This is a genomic window from Pseudomonas psychrophila, from assembly GCF_001043005.1.
GTDB classification, from domain to species: domain Bacteria; phylum Pseudomonadota; class Gammaproteobacteria; order Pseudomonadales; family Pseudomonadaceae; genus Aquipseudomonas; species Aquipseudomonas psychrophila.
Map to the genome: position 1 here is coordinate 104,863 of NZ_JYKZ01000002.1, position 21,028 is coordinate 125,890.

The 21,028-nt window shown below is 56.5% G+C and carries 27 protein-coding genes; 15 read left to right on the forward strand and 12 right to left on the reverse strand.

What is annotated here, in order from left to right; translation table 11 throughout:
* Positions 1-12 precede the first annotated feature (12 nt).
* Positions 13-747, reverse strand: coding sequence for a fimbrial biogenesis chaperone (locus TU76_RS06550; RefSeq protein WP_048351315.1), 735 nt, complete (start codon positions 745-747; stop codon positions 13-15).
* Positions 748-810: 63 nt separating this feature from the next.
* Entirely contained in the window at positions 811-1,371 is a 561-nt protein-coding gene (locus TU76_RS06555; protein ID WP_048351316.1) for a fimbrial protein, read from the reverse strand.
* Between the two features lie 316 nt (positions 1,372-1,687).
* Between TU76_RS06555 and TU76_RS06560 the strand changes: the two genes are divergently transcribed.
* From TU76_RS06560 to TU76_RS06580, 5 genes are read left to right on the forward strand one after another with little or no spacing between them, the layout of a single operon-like run.
* Complete coding sequence (locus tag TU76_RS06560; protein ID WP_019825042.1) at positions 1,688-2,083, forward strand: hypothetical protein; 396 nt, start codon at positions 1,688-1,690, stop codon at positions 2,081-2,083.
* Positions 2,076-3,452, forward strand: a complete 1,377-nt coding sequence (locus TU76_RS06565; protein WP_048351317.1) for a class II fumarate hydratase — start codon at positions 2,076-2,078, stop codon at positions 3,450-3,452. The genes TU76_RS06560 and TU76_RS06565 overlap by 8 nt, the downstream gene beginning before the upstream one ends.
* A 27-nt stretch (positions 3,453-3,479) precedes the next feature.
* Entirely contained in the window at positions 3,480-3,929 is a 450-nt protein-coding gene (locus TU76_RS06570) for a hypothetical protein (RefSeq protein ID WP_048351318.1), read from the forward strand.
* Between the two features lies 1 nt (position 3,930).
* The gene (locus TU76_RS06575; RefSeq protein WP_046809024.1) at positions 3,931-4,542 is read left to right on the forward strand and encodes a superoxide dismutase; all 612 of its coding nucleotides are present in this window, start codon (positions 3,931-3,933) and stop codon (positions 4,540-4,542) included.
* A gap of 27 nt (positions 4,543-4,569) precedes the next feature.
* Entirely contained in the window at positions 4,570-5,463 is an 894-nt protein-coding gene (locus tag TU76_RS06580) for a ZIP family metal transporter (protein WP_048351319.1), read from the forward strand.
* Positions 5,464-5,577: 114 nt separating this feature from the next.
* On the opposite strand, the gene TU76_RS06585 is transcribed toward TU76_RS06580, so the two are convergent.
* The 10 genes from TU76_RS06585 to TU76_RS06630 form a co-directional block, all read right to left on the reverse strand.
* On the reverse strand, positions 5,578-5,850 hold the full coding sequence (locus TU76_RS06585) for an HPr family phosphocarrier protein (protein ID WP_019825032.1): 273 nt from the start codon (positions 5,848-5,850) through the stop codon (positions 5,578-5,580).
* Between the two features lie 15 nt (positions 5,851-5,865).
* Positions 5,866-6,723 (reverse strand): RNase adapter RapZ, encoded by an 858-nt coding sequence (gene rapZ, locus TU76_RS06590; protein ID WP_019825031.1) that lies wholly within the window; start codon positions 6,721-6,723, stop codon positions 5,866-5,868.
* A gap of 2 nt (positions 6,724-6,725) precedes the next feature.
* Positions 6,726-7,190 (reverse strand): PTS IIA-like nitrogen regulatory protein PtsN, encoded by a 465-nt coding sequence (ptsN, locus tag TU76_RS06595; protein ID WP_019825029.1) that lies wholly within the window; start codon positions 7,188-7,190, stop codon positions 6,726-6,728.
* A 12-nt stretch (positions 7,191-7,202) separates the two neighbouring features.
* Positions 7,203-7,511, reverse strand: coding sequence for a ribosome hibernation-promoting factor, HPF/YfiA family (gene hpf / locus TU76_RS06600; RefSeq protein ID WP_016781796.1), 309 nt, complete (start codon positions 7,509-7,511; stop codon positions 7,203-7,205).
* A 75-nt stretch (positions 7,512-7,586) separates the two neighbouring features.
* Positions 7,587-9,080 (reverse strand): RNA polymerase factor sigma-54, encoded by a 1,494-nt coding sequence (locus tag TU76_RS06605; protein ID WP_019825026.1) that lies wholly within the window; start codon positions 9,078-9,080, stop codon positions 7,587-7,589.
* A 242-nt stretch (positions 9,081-9,322) separates the two neighbouring features.
* A complete protein-coding gene (gene lptB, locus TU76_RS06610; protein WP_019825024.1) occupies positions 9,323-10,048 on the reverse strand; it encodes an LPS export ABC transporter ATP-binding protein in 726 nt (241 codons plus the stop codon).
* On the reverse strand, positions 10,048-10,593 hold the full coding sequence (gene lptA, locus TU76_RS06615; protein WP_019825022.1) for a lipopolysaccharide transport periplasmic protein LptA: 546 nt from the start codon (positions 10,591-10,593) through the stop codon (positions 10,048-10,050). The genes lptB and lptA overlap by 1 nt, the downstream gene beginning before the upstream one ends.
* A complete protein-coding gene (lptC, locus tag TU76_RS06620; RefSeq protein ID WP_019825020.1) occupies positions 10,580-11,152 on the reverse strand; it encodes an LPS export ABC transporter periplasmic protein LptC in 573 nt (190 codons plus the stop codon). Before lptC ends, lptA begins: the two co-directional genes overlap by 14 nt.
* A gap of 8 nt (positions 11,153-11,160) precedes the next feature.
* Positions 11,161-11,685, reverse strand: a complete 525-nt coding sequence (locus tag TU76_RS06625; RefSeq protein WP_019825018.1) for a KdsC family phosphatase — start codon at positions 11,683-11,685, stop codon at positions 11,161-11,163.
* Positions 11,685-12,659 carry a KpsF/GutQ family sugar-phosphate isomerase gene (locus TU76_RS06630; protein ID WP_019825016.1) on the reverse strand — a complete coding sequence of 325 codons (975 nt, stop codon included), beginning with the start codon at positions 12,657-12,659 and terminating at the stop codon, positions 11,685-11,687. The genes TU76_RS06625 and TU76_RS06630 overlap by 1 nt, the downstream gene beginning before the upstream one ends.
* 292 nt (positions 12,660-12,951) lie before the next feature.
* Between TU76_RS06630 and TU76_RS06635 the strand changes: the two genes are divergently transcribed.
* From TU76_RS06635 to hisC, 10 genes are all read left to right on the forward strand, one after another.
* The gene (locus TU76_RS06635) at positions 12,952-13,761 is read left to right on the forward strand and encodes an ATP-binding cassette domain-containing protein (protein WP_046809022.1); all 810 of its coding nucleotides are present in this window, start codon (positions 12,952-12,954) and stop codon (positions 13,759-13,761) included.
* Positions 13,761-14,558, forward strand: a complete 798-nt coding sequence (gene mlaE, locus TU76_RS06640) for a lipid asymmetry maintenance ABC transporter permease subunit MlaE (protein WP_019825012.1) — start codon at positions 13,761-13,763, stop codon at positions 14,556-14,558. The genes TU76_RS06635 and mlaE overlap by 1 nt, the downstream gene beginning before the upstream one ends.
* Positions 14,558-15,025: an outer membrane lipid asymmetry maintenance protein MlaD gene (gene mlaD / locus TU76_RS06645; protein ID WP_019825010.1), complete on the forward strand. Its 468-nt coding sequence runs from the start codon at positions 14,558-14,560 to the stop codon at positions 15,023-15,025. Before mlaE ends, mlaD begins: the two co-directional genes overlap by 1 nt.
* Positions 15,026-15,036: 11 nt before the next feature.
* Positions 15,037-15,696 carry an MlaC/ttg2D family ABC transporter substrate-binding protein gene (locus TU76_RS06650; RefSeq protein WP_019825008.1) on the forward strand — a complete coding sequence of 220 codons (660 nt, stop codon included), beginning with the start codon at positions 15,037-15,039 and terminating at the stop codon, positions 15,694-15,696.
* The gene (locus tag TU76_RS06655) at positions 15,693-15,998 is read left to right on the forward strand and encodes an STAS domain-containing protein (protein WP_048351320.1); all 306 of its coding nucleotides are present in this window, start codon (positions 15,693-15,695) and stop codon (positions 15,996-15,998) included. The genes TU76_RS06650 and TU76_RS06655 overlap by 4 nt, the downstream gene beginning before the upstream one ends.
* Positions 15,999-16,113: 115 nt before the next feature.
* Positions 16,114-16,353: a BolA family protein gene (locus tag TU76_RS06660; protein ID WP_003439919.1), complete on the forward strand. Its 240-nt coding sequence runs from the start codon at positions 16,114-16,116 to the stop codon at positions 16,351-16,353.
* A 31-nt stretch (positions 16,354-16,384) separates the two neighbouring features.
* A complete protein-coding gene (gene murA / locus TU76_RS06665; RefSeq protein WP_019825002.1) occupies positions 16,385-17,650 on the forward strand; it encodes a UDP-N-acetylglucosamine 1-carboxyvinyltransferase in 1,266 nt (421 codons plus the stop codon).
* Positions 17,651-17,831: 181 nt separating this feature from the next.
* A complete protein-coding gene (gene hisG / locus TU76_RS06670; protein ID WP_019825000.1) occupies positions 17,832-18,467 on the forward strand; it encodes an ATP phosphoribosyltransferase in 636 nt (211 codons plus the stop codon).
* A gap of 147 nt (positions 18,468-18,614) precedes the next feature.
* Complete coding sequence (gene hisD / locus TU76_RS06675) at positions 18,615-19,940, forward strand: histidinol dehydrogenase (protein ID WP_019824998.1); 1,326 nt, start codon at positions 18,615-18,617, stop codon at positions 19,938-19,940.
* Between the two features lie 2 nt (positions 19,941-19,942).
* Entirely contained in the window at positions 19,943-20,995 is a 1,053-nt protein-coding gene (gene hisC, locus TU76_RS06680; protein ID WP_048351321.1) for a histidinol-phosphate transaminase, read from the forward strand.
* The last annotated feature ends 33 nt before the right edge of the window (positions 20,996-21,028 follow it).

A 21,028-nucleotide genomic window follows, 5' to 3' on the forward strand; every position in this document is an offset into this window, starting at 1 on the left:
GTGAGTAAGCGCTTAGGGTTGAAGAGGCTTCAGGTGTGTTGGCGTTGTGCTTAACGATGTGCTGTACACGTTTTTTGCGCCAAAGTCATCAATGCTGCCAGTCGTGAGTGTCATGGAGCTGGTACGAGGAAGTCCTGGTATATCGAGGTACTTGGTGTCGCCCGGTGCAAGCATGAAGTTGTTGATAGGGGCGCTGGTGTAATCGGCAGACTTGATATGGATGTCGGTCAGCGTCACGTAATAGGCAGTGGGGTTTTTAATGATCAGGTTCCTGCCTTCAATCGTCCAGGTTAGAACTTCGGGTGCCTCTTTTGCGGTGCCAGGCAGTCCGGTTGGGCGGTAGAAAAACTTGATGCGCTGACGCACGGCAAGTTGAAGTATGTTTTCACCCTCAGCAGTTTTTGGTATTTCCTGAACATTCAGCCAAAACACCGACTCTTTATCGGTAGGCACCCCAACCCCTTTGTACAGGATTCGCAGAATCTGCCTGCTTTGACCGGCCATATGGGCCAACGGCGGGGTTATGGCAAACGGGATGGACGCTGAACTCATGCCCGGCAGGTCGCTATCCAGCCAGGATTGAATCAGCCTTTCGTCGGTGCCCAAATTACGGACAGTGACGCTGGCTTCTTTTTTGTTTCCTTCAAATACCACTCGGGTTGAACTGAGTGTAATTGCAGCCTGTGCCTGGCTGCACAGAAACAGGGTAATTAAGAGGGCTACCGTGTTTAAGTTTGGAAGTAACATGTCAATAGTCTCACTGCGCGTGTGAACGTTCAGGGAAGACACAGGTCTTCCCTTATCTGTTACTTAGTCATAAATGAAGGTAAAAGGCATGTTTGCATTGGCAGTACCGGCGGCCAGTGGAGTGCCGTTTTTGATGTAGGCTGCGCGCAGATCAAGTTTCGCAGTGGCTGCACCGGTGCCATCAACGATCAGTGCCGTAGTCAGTCGATCGCCTGCACCAAGATTCAAGATCTTGTCAGTGCCATCCATCAGTGCAATACCGACGCCAGTAGCACCACCGGTATTGATCTTCAGCAGACGTGTATCGTCAGCATCCATGCCTGAACCACTCACCGGGTCGAATGACATATGTGCATTGGATAAATCGGTCGCGCCCGTGCAGTTAATGTCCAGTTGAAGTTGGGTCGTTGTAGACGCCTGTCCCGTAGAACCATCTTCAAGATCAGCAATGGAGACAATGCCCATTGGGACGTTAATATTGTTGGCCGTGCTGCCTGGAGCCGTTGCGGAACATGTGGCTGCCGTCAGGCTGCCGGTAAAGTTGATGTCACCTGTTTTAGCCTGAGACAACTGCATAAAAGAAGTGACTGCAATAATGCTGGAGACAAGTATTAGCTTTTTCATGTGTAACCTTTAAAGTCGCGGGAAGTTGCGTTAGAGGCTGCGTGAATACGCGCGAATAATAGGTTCTTGGCTGTAGATAGGATGCGAGGCATGCCCTATTGGTTTGTAGGGGATACCCGAAGATTGATATGAAGGCGACAGTGCCAAAGCGCGATAAATACACAGTTTATGTAAGGTTTTTCACGACTTTAAAAATATCCTCGGTCAATGAGCGGGGCTTCAAGGGGCTGGATGGCGGGCGCTAAACCCTTGGCAGGCTTGTTTTGATAATCAATATCGCTTAATAATGAATCTCATTATCGAGTGAGCTTGAGTCATGAGTTCTGCGTTGCGTGAAGGGCCGTATCTAGAAAGCTGGCGCTGGATGAGCCGCCAGATCCGCTGCGCACTGGCGCCGGACGAACCGCGCCTGATCGAGCATTACCTGGCCGAAGGCCGCTATCTTGCAGGCTGTACGGCGACCTCTCCCTGGATGATTGCCGTTACCTCGTTCCGGTTGTTGCTGGATACCGCAACTGACACTGCGCTGCCATGGCATTGGCGCACCTTGTGTCTGGACCACGCGTGGCGCCCGCTGCGTGACCTCGAAACCCAAGCCCTGTGTACCTGCCGACTCAAGCGTTGGCAAAGCTTTGCCTGGCTGTTGGCTACCTGCGAGCTCGAACCTTCAATTTCTTTAACAGAACTGGTGCAAGGATTTCCTGATGAGTAACACTCGTATCGAACGTGACAGCATGGGTGAGTTGCGCGTACCTGAGGCGGCGCTGTATGGCGCTCAAACACAGCGTGCGGTCGACAACTTCCCCATCAGTCATCAACGCATGCCAGCGCAATTCATTCGCGCGCTGATCCTGGCCAAAGCCGCTGCTGCTCAGGCTAACGTCGAACTCAAGCAGATCAGTGCTGCCCAGGGCGAGGCCATTGTCGAGGCGGCACAGATCCTGCTGACCGGCGATTTCATGGAGCACTTCCCGGTGGATATTTTCCAGACCGGTTCGGGCACCAGTTCCAACATGAATGCCAATGAAGTGATCGCGACGCTGGCCACTCGGCTGCTGGGCGAGGAGGTTAACCCCAACGATCACGTCAATTGCGGGCAAAGCAGCAACGACATCATCCCGACCACCATTCATGTCAGCGCCGCGTTGGGCCTGCACGAACAACTGTTGCCCGCGCTGACGCACCTGGTACAGGTGATCGAGCACAAGGCTGAGCAGGTCCACGTGTACGTTAAAACCGGTCGAACACATTTGATGGACGCCATGCCCGTGCGCATGAGCCAGGTGCTCAATGGTTGGGCGCAACAGCTCAAGGCCAATATCGAGCATTTGCACAACCTGCAGCCTGCGCTGCAATCCCTGGCGCAGGGCGGTACAGCGGTGGGCACCGGGATTAATGCGCACCCGCAATTCGCCGGGTTGTTCAGTCAGCAGCTCAGCGCCCTGACTCACGTGCAGTTCACGCCGGGTAAGGACCTGTTCGCGTTGATTGGTTCGCAGGACACGGCCGTATCGGTATCGGGGCAGCTCAAAGCCACTGCCGTGTCCTTGATGAAAATCGCCAACGATCTTCGCTGGATGAACTCCGGGCCGTTGGCGGGCCTCGGCGAGATTGAACTGGAGGCCTTGCAGCCAGGTTCTTCGATCATGCCAGGCAAGGTCAATCCGGTGATTCCGGAAGCCACTGCAATGGTTGCGGCTCAGGTTATCGGTAACGACACGGTGATTACCGTTGCAGGTCAGTCCGGCAACTTTGAGCTGAACGTGATGTTGCCGGTCATTGCCCAGAACCTGCTGAGCAGCATTGAGTTGTTGGCAAATTCGAGTCGCTTGCTGGCCGACAAGGCTATTGCCAGCTTCAAGGTTAACGACGCCAAGCTTAAAGAGGCGCTTTCGCGCAATCCGATTCTGGTGACGGCCCTGAACCCGATCATCGGTTATCAAAAAGCCGCCGAAATCGCCAAGACCGCATACCAGCAGGGGCGCCCGGTGATTGATGTGGCCCTTGAATACACGGATTTGCCACGCAGCCAGCTCGAGGTCTTGCTCGACCCCGAGAAACTGACCGCCGGCGGCGTTTAATCCATCGACACTGCTTTGGAGGTTCACATGGAGCACTGGAAACGCACGATCGAAAGAGCCAACCGCTGTTTCGCAGAAGGCGAGCTGGTCGATGCCCGGGAGCACTATTTGCAGGCGCTTGCGCTGGCTCAAGTGTTGTTCGAGCGCTGGAGTGATGCCGACGAAGCAGTGGCGGCCTGTGTCATTTCGCATCACAACCTGGCGGATCTGCATTTGCGCCTCAATCAGCCGGAGGAAAGCGTCGAGTACCTCTGTGCGATCCATCAGCGCTTATTGCAAACCATGCAGAACGCCCGTCTGTCGTCAGCGTTGCGTGAAGCAGCGTTGCGTCAGAGCAGTAAAACTTATGTCGAGCTTTTGAATTTCATCAGTGAGCACGGCGAATACCCGCGCTCAAATCTTTTGCTCAAACGCAATGTGGCTCAGAGCAGCCATGAGTTCTCGACAATTAGCGGTCATCACTTAGGAGCACATTGATATGACTTATACCTTGCCTGCCTTGCCTTATGCCTATGACGCGCTTGAGCCGCATATTGATGCGCAAACCATGGAAATCCACTACACCAAGCATCACCAGACCTACATCAATAATCTGAATGCGGCGGTAGAGGGGACGGAGTGGGCGCAATGGCCTGTAGAAAAACTGGTGGCCAGTGTTCATCAACTGCCCGAGAAGCTGCAGGCTGCGGTGATCAACCAGGGTGGCGGGCATGCCAACCACTCGCTGTTTTGGGAGGTCATGAGCCCGAAGGGCGGAGGCAAGCCAGAAGGTGCGCTGGCCAAGGCGATTGACCAGCAACTGGGTGGGCTGGAGACGTTCAAGGAGAATTTCACCAAGGCTGCGTTGACGCGCTTTGGCAGTGGCTGGGCGTGGTTGAGCGTGACGCCGCAAAAAACACTGGTGATAGAAAGCAGTGGTAACCAGGACAGCCCGTTAATGAATGGCAATACGCCAATTCTGGGGCTGGATGTGTGGGAGCATGCCTACTACCTTCGTTATCAAAATCGCCGTCCGGAGTACATTAACGCGTTCTACAACGTGATTAATTGGCCAGAAGTGGCGCGTCGTTATCAAGCCGCGATTGGCTGAGCCCACTTAACAGGATTCAGGCGGATTATGGGCACGCAAATGTTGGCAGTCGGTGGTGTTCGGATGTTTCGTTATGCCCTCGGCACGCTCTTGTTGTTGGCGGGCACAGCTTTGCTGGTGGCCAAAGGATTGGTCTGGCTGGACCTTGAGCCCAGATTGCTGCGGGCGCTGCAAGGCGGTTCGCTTTGTGCGTTAGGTACTGCGTTGGGCGCGGTGCCAGTTTTGGTCATTCGTAAAATGCCAGTTGCGGTCAGCGACACCTTGCTGGGCTTTGGTGCCGGGGTGATGTTGGCCGCCACGGCTTTTTCGCTGATTGTGCCGGGTATTGCTGCAGCTCAAAGTCTGGGGTTGTCGCCCTGGGCCTCAAGCGGTCTGATCAGTGTGGGCATCCTGCTGGGTGCATTTTGCCTGTTTCTGGTAGATCGAAAGGTATCGGGCGCCGGGCCGGAGGTTTTTGCCAGCCGTCCCGGCGAGCCGGTTATTGCACCACGAATATGGCTGTTTGTAATCGCGATTGTGGCGCACAACATTCCTGAGGGCATGGCGGTCGGGGTGTCAGCGGGTGGCGGAATGCCTGATGCCGATAGCTTGGCAATGGGGATTGCGTTGCAGGATGTGCCGGAAGGGCTGGTGATTGCCTTGGTGCTGGCTGGGACTGGGATGTCGCGGGTCAAGGCCTTCCTGATTGGAGCAGCCTCGGGCTTGGTCGAGCCAGTGTTTGCGGTGCTCTGCGCCTGGCTGGTCAATCTGGCCGAAGTGTTGTTGCCATTGGGGTTGGCATTGGCTGCAGGAGCGATGCTGCTGGTTGTCACACAAGAGGTGATCCCGGAGTCGCGGCGCAATGGTCACGAAAAGCTGGCGAGCCTGGGGTTGTGTGTGGGCTTCTGCCTGATGATGGTGATGGATACAGCGTTAGGTTGAGCCGATCTCTTTAGCCGCTGCCGCAGCAGGCTGCGATCGGGCGCGGTTTTCGGGAAATTAAGGTCCTTCGGACCTTATCGCAGCCTGCGGCAGCGGCTACAGGTTGGCGTGCGGCTACTCACCTTCATCGAAGAAGTTGTTGATCAGCGCGACCAGCGCATCCAAAGCTTCCTGTTCTTTCTCGCCTTCGGTTTTCAGGTGGATGGTGGTCCCTTTGCCGGCGGCGAGCATCATCATTGCCATGATGCTCTTGCCGTCAACCATTGACTCAGGTGTGCGACCTGCCCGGATCTGGCATGGAAACTGACCTGCGATACCGACGAACTTTGCAGATGCCCGGGCGTGCAAGCCCAGTTTGTTGATGATTTGTATTTCCAGTGCAGGCATCGCAGGGTAGATCCTTCAAGTAAGGTCGCGGTGGCGAACCTGGACGTTCTTCAGAGTTTCTTGCAGGCACTTGCCCAAGCGTTCAGTCAGGTAGACGGAGCGGTGATGTCCGCCCGTGCAGCCAATCCCAATCGTTACGTAGGCACGATTGCTTGCGGCAAAGCGTGGTAGCCACTTCAGCAGGTAGCTGGAGATGTCCTGGAACATTTCTTCGACATCAGGTTGTGCTGCCAGGTAGTCGGCAACCGGCTGATCCAATCCGGATTGCTCACGCAGTTCCGGTTTCCAATACGGGTTGGGCAGGCAACGTACGTCAAAGACCAGGTCGGCATCCACTGGCATCCCGCGCTTGAAGCCAAACGACTCAACCAAAAAGGCGGTGCCGGGTTCTGGTTTGTTCAGCAAGCGCAGCTTGATGGTGTCGCGCAGCTGATACAGGTTCAGATTGGTGGTGTTGATGGTCAGGTCAGCGAGGTCGGCGATCGGTCCAAGCAGTTGGGTTTCATCGCGAATGGCCTCTGCAAGCGAGCGGCTTGCACTGCTGAGCGGGTGACGCCTGCGTGTTTCCGAGAAGCGCTTGAGCAGGGTTTCTTCGTCGGCATCCAGGTACAGGACATCGCACTGGATATGCCGGTTGCGAACCTCTTCAAGCAGCTGAGGAAAGCGTGACAAGTGGCTTGGCAGGTTTCGCGCGTCAATCGACACGGCCACCAACGGCTGAGCCAATTCGGTGTGAATCAGCGCGCGCTCGGCCAGTTCCGGCAGCAAACCTGCCGGCAGGTTGTCGATGCAATAGAAACCGTTGTCTTCAAGGACGGCGAGGGCAGTACTTTTACCGGAGCCGGAGCGTCCGCTGACAATTACTAAGCGCATGATTAATGACCGTTCTGTACGTCCAGAACAACCTGATACAACGCTTCGTTGCTGGGTGCGGTGCGCAGTCTTTCGCGCACGTCTTTACGATCGAGCATGCTGGCAATCTGCCGAAGCAGTTCCAGGTGTGCATCGGTTGCCGCTTCTGGCACCAGCAAAACGAAAAGCAGGTCGACCGGCGCGCCATCGATGGCGTCGAAATCTATAGGGGCGTCGAGGTGAAGCAAGGCGCTTACAGGCGACTCACAGCCCTTGAGGCGGCAATGGGGTATGGCGATGCCGTTACCAAAACCAGTGGAACCCAGTTTTTCACGGGCGATAAGGCTCTCAAAAACATCCTGCATTTCGAGACCAGGCACTTCGCGGCTGATCAGGTTGGCAATGTGTTCGAGTGCGCGCTTTTTACTGCCGCCCGGCGCGTTCACCAAGGAACGGCCGGGGGTCAGGATACTTTCAAGTCGGATCATGGGTAGGGAGTATTAACGACCGGTCGCGCCCTGGAGCAGGCTTTGGGTCTTTTCCTTATGCTTTTTCAGTTGGCGATCAAGCTTGTCAGTGAGCAGATCAATGGCGGCATACATGTCGTCATGCTCGGCGTTGGCAACGACTTCTCCTCCATGGATATGCAAGGTAGCTTCGATTTTCTGTTTCAGTTTTTCGACCGCCATCGTTACCTGTACGTTGGTAATCTTGTCGAAATGACGCTCAAGTCGGTCGAGTTTTTCGCCGATGTAAGCGCGTAGCGGTTCGGTGACTTCCAGTTGGTGTCCACTGATGTTGACTTGCATACAGTTTCTCCTTTGATGCCATTGCATAAAGTGGCAGGCCGAGCAGCCTGCCACTGAAACGCCGGGGTCCGTGGCTTACATCAAACGCTTGCGTTCGCTCGAAGGCGCTATCCCTAGGGATTCGCGGTACTTGGCGACGGTGCGACGGGCTACCTGAATACCTTGTGCCTCCAGTAAACCAGCGATCTTGCTGTCACTCAACGGCTTTTTCTGATTTTCAGCGGCAACCAGTTTTTTGATGATGGCACGGATGGCAGTGGAGGAGCATTCGCCGCCTTCAGAGGTGCTGACGTGGCTGGAGAAAAAATACTTCAGCTCATAAATACCACGCGGGGTATGCATGAATTTTTGTGTGGTAACACGCGAAATGGTGGATTCGTGCATGCCCACTGCTTCTGCGATGTCATGCAGTACCAGTGGCTTCATGGCCTCGTCGCCATACTCCAGAAAACCGCGCTGATGCTCGACGATTTGGGTCGCCACTTTCATCAGGGTTTCGTTGCGGCTCTGCAGGCTTTTGATAAACCAGCGCGCTTCTTGCAGCTGGTTGCGCATAAAGGTGTTGTCGGCACTGGTGTCGGCACGGCGCACGAAGCCTGCGTATTGCGGGTTCACCCGCAGGCGTGGCACTGATTCCTGGTTGAGTTCTACCAGCCAGCGTTCGTTATCCTTGCGCACGATCACGTCCGGAACGACGTACTCGGCTTCGCTGGACTCGATTTGCGAGCCGGGGCGCGGGTTGAGGCTTTGTACCAGTTCGATGACCTGGCGCAGCTCGTCTTCTTTGAGCTTCATGCGGCGCATGAGCTGGCTGTAGTCGCGTGCGCCCAGCAAGTCGATGTAATCCGTGACCAGGCGTTTGGCTTCGCTCAGCCACGGCGTCTTGGCCGGGAGCTGGCGCAATTGCAGCAGCAGGCACTCGCCCAGATTGCGAGCACCAATGCCGGAGGGTTCGAATTGCTGAATGCGGTGTAATACGGCTTCAATTTCGTCGAGTTCGATATCCAGCTCAGGGTCGAACGCTTCGAGAATCTCTTCGAGGGTTTCGTCCAGGTAGCCCTGGTTATTGATGCAGTCGATGAGGGTTACACCGATCAGTCGGTCGGTGTCGGACATCGGTGCAAGGTTCAACTGCCATAGCAAGTGGCTTTGCAGACTCTCGCCAGCAGACGTACGGGTGGTGAAGTCCCACTCGTCATCGTCGTTGCTTGGCAGGCTGCTAGCGCTGGTCTGATAAACATCCTCCCAGGCCGTGTCCACAGGCAGCTCGTTGGGGATGCGGTCGCCCCAGTCGCCGTCTTCCAGGTTGTCTACAGTCTGTGCGGACTCCTGATAGGTGGGCTCCTGAACGTCGGTATTGGGTTTTTGCTCGATGTTGTCGGCCAAGGGGTCTGCATTGTCGAAGTCGTCGCCTTCTTCCTGGCGTTCGAGCATCGGATTGGACTCCAGGGCTTCCTGGATTTCCTGTTGCAGGTCGAGGGTCGACAATTGGAGCAGGCGGATGGCCTGTTGCAGCTGAGGTGTCATAGTCAGCTGCTGGCCCATTCTCAGGACTAGCGATGGTTTCATGGCAGGGGCTTAACACCTTATTCGCCGGCGCACATGGCGCCATCCACTACAGGGCGCGTGAGCGCCAAACATAAGCAAATTATATGCCTGAAACCGGTGCGTTTGCCTAGGGGGCGTTCTCAATTAGTTTCCACGGCGATGGGCAAACCAATTTAGAGCGCGCCAATGAGCGGCTGGGCAATAAAAATCATGGGGACTTTTTACTGCCCCTGGTGCTCTGGCAACACGCTCCATGCCTGGATTTACAGGCGGAACTCGTGGCCCAGGTAAACTTCTCTCACCAGTTTGTTGGCAAGAATCGTTTCTGCATCACCTTCAGCGATCAACTGTCCGTCGTTCACGATATAAGCGGTTTCGCAGATATCGAGTGTTTCGCGCACGTTGTGATCGGTGATCAGCACGCCAATGCCTTTGGCCTTGAGGTGATGAATGATTTGCTTGATATCGCCCACCGAAATCGGGTCAACCCCGGCGAACGGCTCGTCGAGGAGGATGAACTTGGGCGCAGTGGCCAAGGCGCGGGCAATTTCGACCCGGCGACGTTCACCACCCGACAGGCTCATGCCCAGGTTGTCGCGGATGTGGTTGATGTGGAACTCCTGCAGCAGGCTTTCCAGCTCTTTGCGCCGACTGGCCTTGTCGAGCTCCTTGCGTGTTTCGAGGATCGCCATGATGTTATCCGCTACAGACAGCTTGCGGAAAATCGAGGCTTCCTGCGGCAAGTAACCAATGCCGGCGCGTGCGCGGCCGTGCATCGGTTCGTGGCTGACATCCAGATCATCGATCAGGACGCGACCCTGATCGGCATGCACCAGGCCGACAATCATGTAGAAGCACGTAGTCTTGCCCGCGCCGTTAGGGCCGAGCAAGCCCACGATTTGCCCGCTGTCGATCGACAGGCTGACATCACGTACTACCTGACGGCTCTTGTAGCTTTTGGCCAGATGCTGGGCTTTCAGAGTTGCCATTACTGGGCCTTCTGCGGGTCGGTTTTCTTCTTGGGCTGGATCACCATGTCGATGCGTGGGCGAGGCGCTGTTACCTGGCTACCATTTGCACGACCGGCGTTGGCGACTTGTTTCACCGTGTCGTAAACGATTTTCTCGCCTTCGGTGGTGTTGCCGTCGTTGATGACTTTGGCCTTGTCGATCAGCACGATGCGATTTTGCGGCGCATGGTACTGAATGGTCACGGCGTAAGCCTGAACCGGTTTAGGATCTGTGGCTTTTTGCAGTTGCTCGAAGTAAGCCAGGTTGCCTACGGAGGTCACCACGTCGATTTCGCCCGCTGCGTTACGGGTGATGGTGACGGTGTTGCCGGTGATTTTCATCGAGCCCTGGGTGATGATCACATCGCCCTTGTAGGTGGCGATGCCTTGCTTGTCATCCAGTTGTGCTTCGTTGGCCTGAATGCGGATAGGTTGCTCGTTGTCGTTCGGCAGAGCCCAGGCGCTCACGCTTCCCAGTGCTGCGCTCAAGCTGAGCAATAAAGGGAGGGTTTTAACGAGACTCATACTGTCCTCTTACGTTGGACAGCAGGTCCATCCTGCCGTCTTTCAAATATGCTTTCATTCCCTTGCCAGTAGTAACGCCGCCAGCACCGTCGATTCTAACGTCTCGCTCGGTCTGCGCATATTGCTTCTGCGGGAATACAGTCATGCGTGTACTGGTAATAATAGTGGTGCGTTTTTTCTCGTCGGTACGGGCTATGCGCACCGAGTCGATCAGCTCGACCTCGGTACCGTCCGGATTGACTTCGCCGCGCTCACTTTTCACGTCCCATGGGTAAGCCGTACCGCGATAAAGCTGCATTTTCGGGTTGGTCAGTTGAGTAACCTCCGAAGCTTTCAAATGTTCAAGCTTCTCGGAGGTCATCTCGTACTGCAGCTTGCCGTCGGGCAGAAACTGTAGGCTGCGTGCGTTGGTTGCGAAATAGTCGATAGCATTTTCGTCAACGGCCACGGTCGGGGCGTCGAGAAAGCGTTCCGGCCTGATATTCCAATAGCCAACTGCTGCAAACAGCGAAGCAATGACCGCGAACAGCAGTATTTGGCGAATCTTTTTGCTCAGCATATAAAGCTCTATAGGTAGGCGGCGTGGGCTGCGTCCAGGCTGCCCTGGGCACGCAGAATCAGCTCGCAGAATTCGCGGGCGGCACCTTCGCCACCACGTGCCTGGGTAACGCCATGGGCGTGCTCGCGAACAAAACTTGCGGCATTGGCTACTGCCATGCCAAGGCCGACGCGACGGATAACCGGCAAGTCAGGCAAATCGTCGCCCAGATAGGCAACCTGTTCATAGCTTAGGTTGAGTTGGCCAAGAAGCTCGTCCAACACCACCAATTTATCTTCCCGGCCCTGATAGAGATACGGGATGCCCAGATTTTGCGCGCGGCGTTCGACTACAGGGGTTTTGCGACCGCTGATAATTGCGGTCTGAACACCGGCCGCCATCAGCATCTTGATGCCTTGGCCGTCGAGGGTGTTGAATGTTTTGAATTCGCTGCCGTCTTCGAGAAAGTACAGGCGGCCGTCGGTCAACACACCGTCAACGTCAAAAATGGCAAGCTTGATGCCCTTGCCGCGCTTGAGAAGATCCTGGGTCATTACATTACTCCTGCGCGTAGCAAATCGTGCATGTTCAAAGCGCCAACCGGGCGGTCTTGCTTGTCGACAACAACCAGTGCGCTGATTTTGTGGTCTTCCATGATCTTCAGGGCTTCGGCTGCCAGCATGTCGGCGCGGGCGGTTTTGCCGTGGGGGGTCATGACAGCATCGATGGTTGCGTTGCGGATATCGATTTCGCGGTCCAGGGTGCGGCGCAAGTCACCGTCAGTGAAAATCCCGGCCAGACGGCCATCTTCTTCAATGACGACAGTCATGCCCAGGCCCTTGTGGGTCATTTCCATCAACGCTTCTTTGAGCAGGGTGCCACGCATGACTTGCGGCAACTCATCGCCAGAGTGCATGACGTTTTCGACCTTGAGCAGCAAACGGCGGCCCAGTGCTCCACCAGGATGGGAGAAGGCAAAGTCTTCGGCCGTAAAACCACGGGCTTCGAGCAGTGCTATGGCCAGTGCGTCGCCCAGCACCAGGGTGGCCGTGGTGGAGGAGGTGGGCGCCAGGTTTAGCGGGCAGGCCTCCTGGGCCACGCTTGCATCAAGGCTCACATCGGCAGCCTTGGCCAAGGGCGACTGCGGATTTCCCGTCATGCTGATCAATTTGATGCCCAGGCGCTTGATCAAAGGCAGCAAGGTGACGATTTCGGCGGTTGAGCCGGAATTGGACAGCGCGAGGATGATGTCATCGCGGGTGATCATGCCCATGTCACCGTGGCTGGCTTCTGCCGGATGGACGAAAAAAGCCGTGGTGCCGGTGCTTGCCAGGGTGGCGGCAATTTTGTTGCCTATGTGCCCTGACTTGCCCATGCCGACCACGACTACCCGGCCTTTACTTGCCAAAATCATCTCGCAAGCGCGTACAAAATCTGCGTCGATATGAGTCAGCAAGCCCTCTACGGCTTCCAGTTCGAGGCGGATGGTACGTTGGGCAGATTGAATCAGGTCGCTGGATTGGCTCATGGTTGAAGTCGGGTAGCCTGAGAAAAGGCAACGATTATAGCGGTTATGTGGCGTTCCCTCACGCTTGATCGCAGTGCTTTATTGCCTGCATAGGTAAAGTGTTCGTGTGTTTACAGAAAAACCGTCTTTATTTCGCTGTATTGAGGCTTAACCGGCACTCCTTCGGTCTTGGGCGGTCACTATGAGCAGTGGTATAGTTCGCCGCCAGTTCGGCCCGCCAGGGAACGCGTGCTTCTTGATAAGAAGTTTGGTGTCCGGGTGAGAGGCAGAGGCTGCATCGCAAGGAGTTTAGATGAGCGCCGATAACGCCTACGCGGTCGAGCTGAAGGGAGTGTCCTTCAAGCGCGGTACGCGCAGCATCTTCAATAATGTCGATATTCGAATTCCCCGTGGCAAGGTCACGGGAATCATGGGCCCGTCGGGCTGCGGCAAAACCACACTATTGCGCCTGATGGGCATGCAACTGCGTCCCAGCAGCGGCGAAGTGTGGGTCAACAATCAAAACCTGCCGACTCTGTCGCGCAGTGATTTGTTTGATGCCCGCAAGCACATGGGTGTGTTGTTTCAGAGTGGTGCGCTGTTCACTGATCTGGATGTATTCGAGAACGTTGCCTTCCCGCTGCGGGTGCATACCCAACTGCCTGAAGAAATGATTCGTGACATCGTGCTGCTGAAATTGCAGGCGGTGGGCTTGCGCGGGGCTATCGATCTGATGCCCGACGAGTTGTCCGGCGGCATGAAGCGTCGGGTGGCCTTGGCGCGCGCGATTGCCCTGGATCCGCAAATCCTGATGTATGACGAACCCTTCGTGGGCCAGGACCCTATTGCAATGGGGGTGCTGGTACGGCTGATTCGTCTGCTTAATGATGCGCTGGGTATCACCAGTATTGTGGTGTCGCACGACCTGGCTGAAACCGCGAGTATCGCTGACTACCTATATGTAGTCGGTGATGGTCAGGTGCTGGGGCAGGGGACGCCTGAAGAATTGATGAACGCCGATAACCCGCGCATTCGTCAGTTCATGACCGGCGATCCGGATGGCCCGGTTCCGTTTCACTTTCCGGCGTCGGACTACCGAACCGATCTACTGGGGAAGCGCTGATGCGCAGACATTCATTAATGGACCGTATCGGCTTGTTTGGTCGAGCCGGAATCGACATCGTCTCGGTGCTGGGGCGGTCGACGATTTTCCTGTTTCATGCACTGCTTGGGCGGGGCGGTCTTGGCGGCGGGTTTGGGTTGCTGATCAAGCAACTGCACTCCGTTGGCGTCATGTCGCTGGTGATCATCGTGGTGTCCGGCATATTCATCGGCATGGTGCTGGCGCTGCAAGGTTTCAGTATTCTGTCCAGCTATGGTTCCGAGCAGGCGGTTGGGCAGATGGTGGCCCTTACTCTGTTGCGTGAGCTGGGGCCGGTGGTGACCGCTTTGCTGTTCGCCGGGCGGGCAGGTTCTGCGTTGACCGCTGAAATCGGCAACATGAAATCGACCGAGCAGTTGTCCAGTCTGGAAATGATTGGGGTCGACCCCCTCAAGTACATCATTGCGCCACGGTTGTGGGCCGGGTTTATTTCCCTGCCTGTGCTGGCGATGATTTTCAGTGTGGTCGGCATTTGGGGCGGTTCATGGGTTGCAGTGGACTGGCTGGGTGTCTATGACGGCTCGTACTGGGCCAATATGCAAAATAGCGTGACCTTCAGTGGTGACGTACTTAACGGGATCATCAAAAGCATCGTCTTTGCTTTTGTGGTGACCTGGATTGCCGTGTTTCAAGGTTATGACTGTGAGCCCACATCAGAGGGGATCAGCCGTGCCACTACCAAGACCGTGGTGTATGCCTCTCTGGCAGTACTCGGGCTGGACTTCATTTTGACTGCCTTGATGTTTGGAGATTTCTGATGCAAAACCGCACCATGGAAATCGGTGTCGGCCTGTTCCTGCTGGCTGGCATCCTGGCTTTGCTACTGCTCGCCCTGCGGGTCAGCGGACTGTCCCCGACCGCCAGTACCGACACCTACAAGCTGTATGCCAATTTTGACAACATTGCCGGCCTGACCGTGCGCGCCAAAGTCACCATGGCGGGCGTGACCATAGGCAAGGTTACGGCGATTGATCTGGACCGTGACAACTACATGGCCCGTGTCACACTGCAGCTCGAAAAAGCGGTGGATAACCTGCCGACCGACTCGACTGCGTCTATTCTCACAGCGGGCCTGCTGGGCGAGAAATACATCGGTTTGAGCGTGGGTGGCGAAGACACTGTGCTCAAGGACGGTGGCACCATTCACGACACTCAGTCGTCGCTGGTCCTTGAAGACCTGATCGGTAAATTCCTGCTCAATACCGTTAGCAAAGACGCCAAATAAGGAGCTTTAAGATGATTTCTCTCTTGCGCCGTGGCCTGTTGGTAATTATGGCTGCAGCCCTCCCTCTGGTGGCGAACGCGGCACCGGGGCAGTCTGCTCACGACATCGTTTCAGACACGACAACCCGGTTGCTGGCTGACCTGGCTGCTAATAAAGAGCAGTACAAGCAAAGCCCGAGCAAGTTCTACGATGCCTTGAACGGTATTGTCGGACCGGTGGTGGATGTCGACGGTATTTCCAAAAGCATCATGACCGTGAAGTACTCGCGCAACGCGACCCCCGCGCAAATGCAACGCTTTCAAGAGAACTTCAAGCGCAGCCTGATGCAGTTCTATGGCAATGCCTTGCTTGAGTTCAACAACAAGGGCATCACCGTTTCGCCCGCCAAGGATGAAAGCGGGGATCGCACCAGTGTCGACATGACCGTCAAAGGCGATAACGGTGCCATTTACCCTCTGTCCTATACCCTTAACAAGGTGAATGGCGAGTGGAAGGTGCGCAACGTGATCATCAATGGCATCAACATCGGCAAGTTGTTCCGTGATCAGTTCGCCGACGCCATGCAGCGCAACGGCAATAATCTGGATAAAACCATCGATAACTGGGCTGGCGAAGTTGCCAAGGCCAAGGAAACTACCGATGCGGCTTCGCCCAAGGCTGCAGGCCAATGAGTGAAGCGGCTGTAACCCTGGCCGGCGAGAGTGAGTTGCGCCTCAGTGGCGTGCTCGATTATCAGACCGGCCCTCGTTTGCGCACAGAAGGCCAGGCCCTGATCAAAAAAGCCTTGGCCAAGGCATTGGTCGTTGACTGCTCGGGTGTCACAAAATCCAGCAGCGTCGGTTTATCGCTGCTGCTGTGTTACATCCGTGATGCGCAAGCCCTGAACAAGCCATTGAGCATTCGTGACATGCCCGAAGACATGCGTGGAATCGCCCAGGTCTCGGGCTTGACCGAGCTGCTGGCACATCATTAATAGCCACGTGTAGAAAAGTCCCCCCGTCAGAGTCCTGTTGTACGGGGTTCGCAGGCGCGGGGCTTTTTTGTATGATGGCCGACCCGCGCGCGTTAGGCGCCGATTGAGGTTGAGCATGCAGGCCGTAGAAGTGAAGAGCTTTCTTGAGGGAAAGCTGCCTGGAACCCAGGTAGAAGTTGAGGGCGAAGGCTGCAACTTTCAGCTGAACGTGATTAGTGACGAACTGGTGGCCCTGAGCCCGGTCAAGCGTCAACAAAGCATCTATGCCCATTTGAACCCGTGGATTGCTGATGGCAGCATCCATGCGGTCACTATGAAATTCTTCAGCAGCGCGGCCTGGGCCGAGCGCACCTGAGCCCCCTGAGCCCATTGGCGTCGAGATTGTTATGGATAAATTGATTATTACCGGCGGTGTTCGTCTAGATGGCGAAATCCGCATTTCCGGGGCGAAGAACTCCGCCCTGCCGATTCTGGCAGCGACCTTGCTGTGCAATGGCCCGGTCACTGTGGCCAACCTGCCGCACTTGCATGACATCACCACCATGATCGAGCTGTTCGGTCGCATGGGCATTGAGCCGGTGATCGATGAGAAGCTCAGCGTCGAAATCAACCCGAACACCATCAAAACCCTGGTTGCGCCGTACGAACTGGTTAAAACCATGCGTGCTTCGATCCTGGTTCTGGGTCCGATGGTTGCGCGCTTCGGTTATGCCGAAGTTGCCTTGCCAGGCGGTTGCGCCATTGGTTCGCGTCCGGTTGACCTGCACATCCGCGGCCTTGAAGCCATGGGCGCAGTGATCGACGTTGAGGGCGGCTACATCAAGGCCAAGGCTCCGGAAGGCGGCTTGCGCGGTGCCAACTTCTTCTTCGATACCGTCAGTGTGACCGGTACTGAAAACATCATGATGGCCGCAGCTCTGGCCAATGGCCGCAGCGTTTTGCAGAACTCTGCTCGCGAGCCTGAAGTCGTCGACCTGGCCAACTTCCTGAACGCCATGGGCGCCAAGGTCAGCGGTGCAGGCACTGACACCATCACCATTGATGGCGTTAAAGAGTTGCACCCAGCAACTTACCGCGTGATGCCGGACCGTATCGAAACCGGTACTTACCTGGTAGCTGCTGCCGTGACCGGCGGCCGCGTGAAGGTCAAGGACACCGATCCGACCATCCTCGAAGCCGTTCTTGAAAAGCTCAAGGAAGCGGGTGCAGAAATCACCACCGGTGAAGACTGGATCGAGCTGAACATGCACGGCAAGCGCCCTAAAGCGGTGAACGTGCGTACGGCTCCGTACCCGGCGTTCCCGACCGACATGCAGGCGCAGTTCATTTCCCTGAACGCCATTGCCGAAGGCACGGGGGCAGTGATCGAGACCATCTTCGAAAACCGCTTCATGCACGTTTACGAGCTGCACCGCATGGGTGCCAAGATCCAGGTCGAAGGCAACACTGCCATCGTCACCGGTACTGAGACCCTTAAAGGCGCACCGGTAATGGCGACTGACCTGCGTGCTTCGGCCAGCCTGGTCATCTCGGCTCTGGTCGCTGAAGGCGATACCCTGATCGACCGCATCTACCACATAGACCGTGGTTACGAGTGCATCGAAGAAAAACTGCAAATGCTGGGCGCCAAAATTCGCCGCGTTCCGGGCTAGTTTTTGCTGTTTGGCATCATGGGCACAGGGATAGTGTCCAGCCGCCAGGTGACGTAATGGCTTGCAAGCGTTACCTTACCTGGCCTCGAATCGTTCAAGTCGAGCCTGATATCAGGCTCGATGCTTGTCCGGCGCCGATTGCGCCCGGGCAAAAGTACCCTGATAAGGACTTACGTTTCCCATGTTGACCATTGCACTGTCCAAGGGCCGTATCCTTGACGACACCCTGCCGCTTCTCGCTGAAGCGGGCATTGTGCCGACCGAGAATCCGGACAAAAGCCGCAAGCTGATTATTCCGACTACCCAGCCCGATGTACGTCTGCTGATCGTACGCGCCACTGACGTGCCGACGTACGTTGAACATGGCGCGGCAGACCTCGGTGTCGCGGGTAAAGACGTGCTGATGGAATACGGTGGCCAGGGCCTTTACGAGCCGCTGGATCTTCAGATTGCCCAGTGCAAGCTGATGACTGCCGGTGCCATCGGTGCCGTTGAGCCAAAAGGCCGTCTGCGCGTTGCCACCAAGTTCGTCAATGTCGCCAAGCGTTATTACGCCGAGCAAGGCCGTCAGGTCGACATCATCAAGCTGTACGGCTCGATGGAACTGGCCCCGCTGATTGGCCTGGCAGACAAGATCATCGACGTTGTCGATACCGGTAACACCTTGCGTGCCAATGGCCTGGAACCTCAGGAATTCATTGCCGCCATCAGCTCCCGCCTGGTGGTTAACAAGGCTTCGATGAAAATGCAGCACGCCCGTATTCAAGCCCTGATCGATACCCTGCGCAAGGCAGTGGAATCCCGACACCGCGGCTGACTCACCTGCGCGACCTTGAGTCGCGCCCATCTATCCGTGTAATAGCCAGAAATTTCAGCGACCTGCGCGGATGGCTTGGTAGTCTTGCTGCCTTCACTGTGTAACATCATCCATTCTAAGCATCCGCCCAATACCGAGGCCCTCGCTATGACCGCTCCCACTGCAATTCGCCGACTCAACGCTGCTGACCCGGATTTCGCGCAGCATCTGGATCATCTGCTGAGCTGGGAAAGTGTGTCTGACGACTCGGTCAACCAGCGTGTGCTCGACATCATCAAAGCCGTGCGCGAGCGTGGCGACGCTGCACTGGTTGAGTTCACCCAACGCTTTGACGGACTGAGCGTCAACTCAATGGCGGACTTGATCCTGCCCCGCGAGCGCCTGGAGCTGGCACTGACCCGCATCACCGCGCCGCAACGTGAAGCGCTGGAAAAAGCCGCACAGCGTGTACGCAGCTATCACGAAAAACAGAAGCAGGACTCCTGGAGCTACACCGAAGCCGACGGCACGGTGCTGGGCCAAAAAGTCACGCCGCTGGACCGTGCGGGTTTGTATGTACCGGGCGGCAAAGCCTCGTACCCGTCGTCGGTGCTGATGAACGCCATTCCTGCCAAAGTTGCAGGCGTTACCGAAGTGGTGATGGTAGTGCCGACCCCCCGTGGTGAAATCAATGAGCTGGTGCTGGCTGCCGCTTGCATTGCGGGCGTTGATCGCGTGTTCACCATCGGCGGCGCGCAAGCTGTTGCGGCACTGGCTTATGGCACAGAAAGCGTCCCGAAAGTCGACAAAGTGGTCGGCCCGGGCAATATCTATGTTGCCACCGCCAAGCGCCACGTGTTTGGTCAAGTCGGTATCGACATGATCGCCGGCCCTTCAGAAATTCTGGTGGTGTGCGACGGCCTGACCGATCCGGACTGGATCGCCATGGACCTGTTCTCCCAGGCCGAGCATGACGAAGACGCGCAAGCGATTCTGGTCAGCCCCGACGCCGAGTTCCTCGACAAGGTCGCGGCCAGCATCGCCAAGCTGCTGCCGACCATGGAGCGGGCCGAAATCATCGAAACCTCGATCAATGGTCGTGGCGCACTGATTCTGGTTAATGACATGCAGCAAGCCATCGATGTTGCCAACCGCATTGCTCCGGAGCACCTGGAGTTGTCGGTGGCTGACCCGCAAGCCTGGCTGCCGCAGATCCGTCACGCTGGCGCGATCTTCATGGGCCGACACACGTCTGAAGCCCTGGGCGATTACTGCGCGGGCCCCAACCACGTATTGCCAACTTCCGGCACGGCACGTTTTTCGTCGCCGCTGGGGGTGTATGACTTCCAGAAGCGCTCCTCGATCATCTTCTGCTCCGAGCAGGGTGCTTCCGACCTGGGCAAGACGGCGTCGATTCTCGCCCGCGGTGAATCGCTGACCGGTCACGCCCGCAGTGCCGAATACCGCATCATCGCCGACGACAAGGGGCAATAAGCATGAGCAAGTTCTGGAGTCCATTCGTTAAGGATCTGGTGCCCTACGTACCGGGTGAGCAACCTAAGCTGACCAAGTTGGTCAAGCTCAACACCAACGAAAACCCTTACGGCCCATCGCCCAAGGCGTTGCTGGCGATGCAGGCCGAGATCAACGACAACCTGCGTTTGTACCCTGACCCGAACAGCGACCTGCTCAAGCAGGCGGTGGCCGATTATTACGGCGTGCAGACCGCTCAGGTGTTTCTGGGCAACGGCTCCGACGAAGTCCTGGCCCATGTGTTCAATGGTCTGTTCCAACACGATAAACCGCTGCTGTTCCCGGATATCAGCTACAGCTTCTATCCGGTTTACTGCGGTTTGTACGGCATCGAATTTGACGCAGTGCCGTTGGATGAGCAGTTCCAGATCCAGCCTGCGGACTATGCCAGGCCTAATGGCGGGATCATCTTCCCGAACCCTAATGCCCCGACCGGCTGCCTGTTGGCGCTGGAGGCCATCGAGCAGATCCTCAAGGCCAGCCCTGATTCAGTGGTTGTGGTGGATGAGGCGTACATCGACTTTGGTGGCGAGACGGCCATCAGTCTGGTGGATCGTTACCCGAACCTGTTGGTGACCCAAACCCTGTCCAAGTCGCGCTCCCTGGCCGGCTTGCGGGTCGGTTTGGCGGTGGGCCATCCGGATTTGATCGAAGCGCTGGAGCGGATCAAGAATAGCTTTAACTCCTACCCGCTGGACCGCGTGGCGATTGCGGGTGCGGCGGCGGCGTTTGCCGACCGTGAATACTTCGAGCACACCTGCAAGCAAGTAATCGACAGTCGCGAACACGTGGTAGGGCAGTTGCAGGCGTTGGGTTTTGAAGTGCTGCCATCGGCGGCGAACTTTATCTTCGCTCGTCACCCGGAGCACGATGCCGCGGCGCTGGCGGCCAAGTTGCGGGAGCAGGGCGTGATCGTGCGCCACTTCAAGCATCTGCGCATTGCTCAGTTCCTGCGTATCAGCATCGGCACGCCAGAGCAGAATGCGGCGTTGATTGAAGGGTTGTCAGATATTTAACGCCCAATAACCACTGTGGGAGCGAGCCTGCTC